6 protein-coding genes are annotated in these 6,769 nt (G+C 56.0%); 5 read left to right on the top strand and 1 reads right to left on the bottom strand.

Going from position 1 to position 6,769, the window contains the following annotated elements:
* Nucleotides 1-77: 77 nt before the first annotated feature.
* Nucleotides 78-341 carry a 30S ribosomal protein S20 gene (gene rpsT, locus JJB97_RS14680; RefSeq protein ID WP_238714759.1) on the bottom strand — a complete coding sequence of 88 codons (264 nt, stop codon included), beginning with the start codon at nt 339-341 and terminating at the stop codon, nt 78-80.
* A gap of 315 nt (nt 342-656) precedes the next feature.
* Between rpsT and ribF the strand changes: the two genes are divergently transcribed.
* The 5 genes from ribF (at nt 657) to ispH (ending at nt 6,400) form a co-directional block, all read left to right on the top strand.
* Nucleotides 657-1,592 (top strand): bifunctional riboflavin kinase/FAD synthetase, encoded by a 936-nt coding sequence (gene ribF, locus JJB97_RS14670; RefSeq protein WP_238714758.1) that lies wholly within the window; start codon nt 657-659, stop codon nt 1,590-1,592.
* 84 nt (nt 1,593-1,676) lie between these two features.
* Nucleotides 1,677-4,493: an isoleucine--tRNA ligase gene (ileS, locus tag JJB97_RS14665; protein ID WP_238714756.1), complete on the top strand. Its 2,817-nt coding sequence runs from the start codon at nt 1,677-1,679 to the stop codon at nt 4,491-4,493.
* A complete protein-coding gene (lspA, locus tag JJB97_RS14660) occupies nt 4,493-4,999 on the top strand; it encodes a signal peptidase II (RefSeq protein ID WP_238714754.1) in 507 nt (168 codons plus the stop codon). The genes ileS and lspA overlap by 1 nt, the downstream gene beginning before the upstream one ends.
* Nucleotides 4,999-5,469, top strand: coding sequence for an FKBP-type peptidyl-prolyl cis-trans isomerase (fkpB, locus tag JJB97_RS14655; protein ID WP_238714753.1), 471 nt, complete (start codon nt 4,999-5,001; stop codon nt 5,467-5,469). Before lspA ends, fkpB begins: the two co-directional genes overlap by 1 nt.
* Nucleotides 5,450-6,400 carry a 4-hydroxy-3-methylbut-2-enyl diphosphate reductase gene (gene ispH / locus JJB97_RS14650; protein ID WP_238714751.1) on the top strand — a complete coding sequence of 317 codons (951 nt, stop codon included), beginning with the start codon at nt 5,450-5,452 and terminating at the stop codon, nt 6,398-6,400. The genes fkpB and ispH overlap by 20 nt, the downstream gene beginning before the upstream one ends.
* Nucleotides 6,401-6,769 lie beyond the last annotated feature (369 nt).

Below are 6,769 nucleotides of genomic sequence, written 5' to 3'. Positions count from 1 at the left end.
TGGTTTATTAGCGCTGAGTTTGTGGGGATCCCTCAGGGCGTGAGCCGGTTTTTTTATCAAAGCAGATAAAGAAGCTGTTAAGCCATTTTACCGATCTGCGCAGTCAGGTTAGCCTTATGGCGCGCTGCTTTGTTTTTGTGGATCAGGCCTTTAGCCGCCTGACGATCCACGATAGGTTGCATATCGTTAAATGCTTTCTGCGCAGCTTCTTTGTCGCCTGCTGCAATCGCCGCGTATACCTTTTTGATGTAGGTACGCATCATGGAGCGACGGCTAGCGTTGTGCTTGCGGCGCTTTTCAGACTGTACGGCGCGTTTCTTAGCTGATTTGATATTAGCCAAGGTCCAACTCCCAAATAATCATGTATGGACAATTCAAAGGCCGAGGAATATGCCCGTTCAGCCTTCTTTTGTCAATGGATTTGTGCAAATAAGCGCCGTAAATTCCCGACGCCGGTTACGTGATGATGGCGCAGGATTCTACCAGCTTGCCGCGTGCGAATACAGCCTTTAGGCCATAAAATTCCGTATCCCGGCCCGCTGCGCTGAACATAATGATGAAATCATTGCAGCTTTATGCTAAACGGGCTATTCGCCGGTTAATTTTACCGGCTGTACAAGGTATAATCCGCCGATTTCCACTGTTCTGAGCTTGCCATGAAGCTGATACGCGGCATACATAATCTCAACCCCGACCATCGCGGCTGTGTGTTGACTATTGGTAATTTTGACGGCGTACACCGTGGGCACCAGGCTTTGTTAAAACGCCTGGCGTACGAGGGACGCCGGCGCAATCTGCCGGTGATGGTGATGATTTTTGAGCCGCAGCCGCTTGAGCTTTTCGCTGCCGAGCGCGCGCCTGCTCGCCTGACGCGTCTGCGTGAAAAACTGTGCTACCTTGCGCAATGCGGCGTTGAAGCGGTGCTGTGCGTGCGTTTCGATCGCCGTTTCGCCGCGCTGACGGCGCAGAACTTTGTTTGCGATCTGCTGGTGGGGCGCTTAGGCGTGCAATACCTGGCCGTGGGGGATGATTTCCGCTTTGGCGCGGGCCGCCAGGGAGATTTCCTGCTATTACAGAAGGCTGGCAGGGAATATGGCTTTAGCGTTATCAGCGCCGACGCCTTCTGTGAAGGCGACATACGTATTAGCAGCACCGCAGTGCGCCAGGCGCTGGCGCAGGATAATCTCGCGCTTGCTGAGAATCTGCTGGGCCGCCCTTTTACTATTTGCGGGCGCGTGGTTCATGGCGACAAACTGGGGCGCACTATGGGGTTCCCAACGGCGAATCTGCCGCTGCGCCGCCAGGTTTCCCCTGTCAGGGGCGTGTACGCCGTTGAGGTTGAAGGCATTGGCGCGACGCCGCTGCCGGGCGTCGCCAATATCGGCACTCGCCCGACGGTGGCCGGGATGAGACAACAGTTGGAAGTTCACCTGTTGGATATTGCAATGGACCTGTATGGCCGCCATATCAATGTTGTGTTACGCAAAAAAATACGCAGTGAACAGCGGTTTTCCTCGCTGGATGAGCTAAAGGCGCAAATCGCCCGGGACGAAATAACAGCCCGTGAATTTTTTGGGCTACAGACAACGTAATGAACGTTCGCCCTGCCGCGATATTGCGGCCGCGAAACGGCAAACGACGCTTTAACCAAACCGAAATACGGAACCGAGAATCTGATGAGTGATTATAAATCCACCCTGAATTTGCCGGAAACAGGGTTCCCGATGCGCGGCGATCTCGCTAAGCGCGAGCCGGGAATGCTGGCGCGCTGGACCGACGACAACCTCTACAACATCATCCGTACCGCGAAGAAAGGTAAAAAAACCTTTATCCTTCACGATGGCCCTCCTTATGCAAACGGCAACATTCATATTGGTCACTCGGTTAACAAGATTCTGAAAGACATTATCGTGAAGTCTAAAGGACTTTCCGGTTTCGATTCCCCCTATGTACCGGGCTGGGACTGCCACGGCCTGCCGATTGAGCTGAAGGTCGAAGGGTTAATTGGCAAACCGGGCGAGAAAGTCTCCGCCGCAGCGTTCCGTGAAGCGTGCCGCAAGTATGCCGCTGAGCAGGTGGATGGCCAGCGCAAAGACTTTATTCGCCTAGGCGTGCTGGGCGACTGGAGCCATCCGTACCTGACGATGGACTTCAAAACAGAAGCGAATATTATCCGTGCGCTGGGAAAAATCATCGGCAACGGCCACTTGCTGAAAGGGGCGAAGCCGGTGCACTGGTGTGTGGACTGTCGCTCGGCGCTGGCCGAAGCGGAAGTGGAATACTATGACAAAACCTCGCCGTCTATCGACGTGGCGTTTCACGCCGTTGATGCCGAGGCCGTGAAGGCGAAATTCGGCGCCGCTGGCGTAAAAGGCCCGGTATCGCTGGTTATCTGGACTACCACGCCGTGGACGCTGCCGGCAAACCGCGCTATCTCGTTACATCCGGAATTTGACTACGCGCTGGTGCAGGTGAATGGCCAGGCGCTGATCCTTGCCAAAGAGTTGGTAGAAAGCGTGCTCAAACGCGCCGGTATCGCAGACGGCAAGGTGCTTGGGACAGTAAAAGGCGCCGAACTTGAGCTGATGCGCTTTAAGCACCCGTTCCTGGATTTTGACGTACCGATCATTTCTGGCGAACACGTCACGCTTGATGCCGGTACCGGCGCGGTACACACCGCCGGCGGCCACGGCCCGGACGATTACACTATCAGTCAGAAATATGGTCTGGAAATCGCTAACCCGGTTGGTCCGGACGGCTGCTATCTTCCGGGGACGTATCCCACGCTGGACGGCCTGAACGTTTTTAAAGCTAACGACGCCATCGTTGCGCTGCTGCGTGAAAAAGGCGCGCTGCTGCACGTGGAAAAACTGCTGCACAGCTATCCGTGCTGCTGGCGCCACAAAACGCCCATCATTTTCCGCGCCACGCCGCAGTGGTTTATCAGCATGGATCAAAAAGGCCTGCGCGCGCAGTCGCTGCAGGAGATCAAAGGCGTGCAGTGGATCCCGGACTGGGGCCAGGCGCGCATTGAGTCTATGGTCGCCAACCGCCCGGACTGGTGCATTTCTCGTCAGCGCACCTGGGGCGTGCCAATGTCGCTGTTCGTACATAAAGATACCGAAGAGCTGCATCCGCGCACGCTGGCGCTAATGGAGGAAGTGGCGAAGCGTGTGGAAGCGGCAGGCATCCAGGCGTGGTGGGATCTCGACCCGCGCGACATTATGGGCGACGATGCGGATAACTATGTAAAAGTGATGGATACGCTGGACGTGTGGTTTGACTCCGGCTCAACCCACGCGTCTGTTGTGGACGTGCGCCCTGAGTTCGGCGGCCACGGGGCGGATATGTATCTGGAAGGCTCTGACCAGCATCGAGGCTGGTTTATGTCTTCGCTGATGATCTCAACTGCGATGAAGGGCAAAGCGCCGTATCGCCAGGTGCTGACTCACGGCTTCACCGTGGATGGCCAGGGACGCAAAATGTCCAAATCCATCGGCAACACCGTATCGCCGCAGGATGTGATGAATAAGCTTGGAGCTGACATCCTGCGCTTGTGGGTGGCATCGACCGACTACACCGGCGAAATGGCGGTCTCTGACGAGATCCTCAAGCGCGCCGCTGACGCCTACCGCCGTATCCGCAACACCGCGCGTTTCCTTCTGGCGAACCTTAACGGTTTTGATCCGGCGAAAGACAGGGTGAAGCCTGAAGATATGGTCGTACTGGATCGCTGGGCTGTTGGCTGCGCCAAAGCCGCGCAGGACGATATCCTGAAGGCATATGAGGCCTATGATTTCCACGAAGTGGTACAGCGCCTGATGCGCTTTTGTTCCATTGAAATGGGATCGTTCTATCTTGATATCATTAAAGATCGCCAGTACACCGCGAAGGCTGACAGTTTGGCGCGCCGCAGTTGCCAGACCGCGCTGTACCATATTGCCGAGGCGCTGGTGCGCTGGATGGCGCCTGTTCTCTCTTTCACCGCTGATGAGGTGTGGGGGTATCTGCCGGGCGAGCGCGAAAAGTATGTGTTTACCGGTGAGTGGTACGACGGCCTGTTTGGCCCTGCAGACAGCGAGGCGATGAACGACGCTTACTGGGCCGAGCTTTTGAAAGTGCGCGGCGAAGTCAACAAAGTTATCGAACAGGCCCGCGCCGATAAGCGCGTAGGCGGCTCGCTGGAAGCGGCGGTGACGCTGTATGCCGAGCCGGAGCTGGCGGCGAAGCTAACGGCGCTGGGCGATGAGCTGCGATTTGTCCTGTTGACCTCCGGCGCAAGCGTCGAGGATTATTCAGCGGCAGGCGCCGATGCCCAGCAGAGCGAATTGCTTAAGGGGCTGAAGGTGGCGCTGCATAAGGCCGAAGGTGATAAATGCCCGCGCTGCTGGCATTACACCACCGATATTGGCAAGGTGGCGGAACACGCAGAACTATGCGGTCGCTGTGTCTGTAACGTCGCCGGAGACGGCGAAAAACGTAAGTTTGCCTGATGCGTAAACCGATATTTTCAACTGGCCTGCGCTGGCTGTGGCTGGCGGTTCTGGTTCTGGTCGTGGATCTGGGCGTCAAGCAGTGGGTTATGGATAATTTCCAACTGTATGAGACCCGGGCGCTAATGCCGTTCCTGAACCTGCATTACGCGCATAATCCGGGCGCGGCGTTTAGCTTCCTTGCGGATAAAGGCGGCTGGCAGCGCTGGTTCTTTGCCGGCATTGCGGTAGGGATTGCCCTTGTGCTGGCGGTGCTGATGTACCGCAGCAGCGCCGCGCAGAAACTCAATAATATTGCCTATGCGCTCATTATCGGCGGCGCGTTGGGCAACCTGTTTGACCGTATGGCGCACGGCTTTGTGGTCGATATGATTGATTTCTACGTTGGCAACTGGCACTTCGCCACGTTCAACATTGCCGATATGGGGATCTGCATTGGCGCGGCGCTGATTTTGCTCGAGAGTTTCCTTCCCTCCGGCAAAGCGGCAAAACAAAAGGAGCGCTAATGGCGAATTCAGTACAAAGCGACAGCGCGGTATTGGTGCACTTTACGATGAAGCTGGACGATGGCACGACGGCGGAGTCAACGCGCGCGGGCGGTAAGCCCGCGCTGTTTCGCCTGGGCGACACCAGCCTGTCAGAAGGGCTTGAACAGCATTTGTTAGGCCAGAAGGCGGGAGCGAAGCTTGCTTTCACCCTACAGCCGCAAGAGGCTTTTGGCATCAGTAGCCCGGATCTGATTCAGTATTTTTCCCGGCGCGAGTTCATCGATGCCGGTGAGCCGGAGCCGGGCGCGATTATGCTTTTTACCGCAATGGATGGCAGCGAAATGCCCGGCGTGATACGCGAAGTTAACGGTGATTCTATTACCGTCGATTTTAACCACCCCCTCGCCGGGCAGGTTATCCATTTTGATATTGAGGTGCTGGACGTCGATCCGGTACTGGAGACTTTACATGCAGATTCTGCTGGCTAATCCTCGTGGCTTTTGCGCCGGGGTCGACAGGGCGATCAGCATTGTGGAAAACGCGCTGCAAATTTACGGCGCGCCCATCTATGTACGCCATGAAGTGGTGCATAATCGCTATGTGGTAGACAGCCTGCGTGAGCGCGGCGCTATTTTTATTGAAGAAATCAGCGAAGTGCCGGATGGCGCGATACTCATTTTTTCTGCGCACGGCGTCTCTCAGGCGGTACGTAATGAAGCGAAAAGCCGGGACCTGACCATTTTTGACGCTACCTGTCCGCTGGTGACAAAAGTGCATATGGAAGTGGCGCGTGCGAGCCGCCGCGGCGAGGAGTCTATTCTGATAGGCCACGCCGGGCACCCTGAAGTGGAAGGAACGATGGGCCAGTACAGCAACCCGGCGGGCGGTATGTATCTGGTGGAGTCGCCGGAAGACGTGTGGAAATTAAGCGTAAAGGATGAGAATAAACTTTCTTTCATGACCCAGACTACGCTCTCGGTGGACGACACTTCAGACGTCATTGACGCATTGCGTAAACGCTTTGCGAATATTGTCGGGCCGCGCAAAGATGATATCTGTTATGCCACCACTAACCGCCAGGAAGCCGTGCGGGCGCTGGCCGTAAAGGCCGATATCGTACTGGTCGTTGGTTCTAAAAACTCCTCGAACTCCAATCGCCTGGCTGAACTGGCCCAGCGTATGGGGAAAACCGCGTGGCTGATTGATGATGCCAGCGACATCCAGGAAAGCTGGCTTGAGGGCGTGAACTGTGTGGGCGTTACCGCAGGCGCTTCTGCGCCGGATATACTGGTGCAAAATGTGATAACCCGCCTGAAAACGCTGGGCGGTGAAAGTCTCCAGGAATTGACTGGGCGCGAAGAGAGCATCGTTTTTGAAGTGCCGAAAGAACTGCGTATCGACGCTCGCGAAGTGCAATAGACCCGTTCACTTTTATGGCAATGCCAGTCCGTCAGAGGCTGGTATTGCCTGCTTACCGCTGACCGATAGCCATTTTTGGCTTCCCGCCGCACACAGGTAACCGTTCACGATTTTTCAGATATCAGCGCGCTAATTATCAACCCCGGTTTTCCTTTTTATTACTGGCCGCGATAGCGTCGTTACCGGCAGGCAGCGATGCCGCTATTACTGCCATTTTGGGCGCAAAAGCCGGCGCGGATGCTGCTTGTTTGTTGCGCATCAGGATATTCGGCATGACGCCGTTTGGGGGAATTAGCGGAGCCTGCTCCTCGCCAGCGGCGTGTAATGACAGGCCCCGGCTATGCCTGTATGCGAGTGAGACGCAGCGTA

This window comes from Tenebrionibacter intestinalis, from assembly GCF_016632365.1.
GTDB lineage: Bacteria > Pseudomonadota > Gammaproteobacteria > Enterobacterales > Enterobacteriaceae > Tenebrionibacter > Tenebrionibacter intestinalis.
This window is presented reverse-complemented; position numbering and strand designations above follow the sequence as displayed.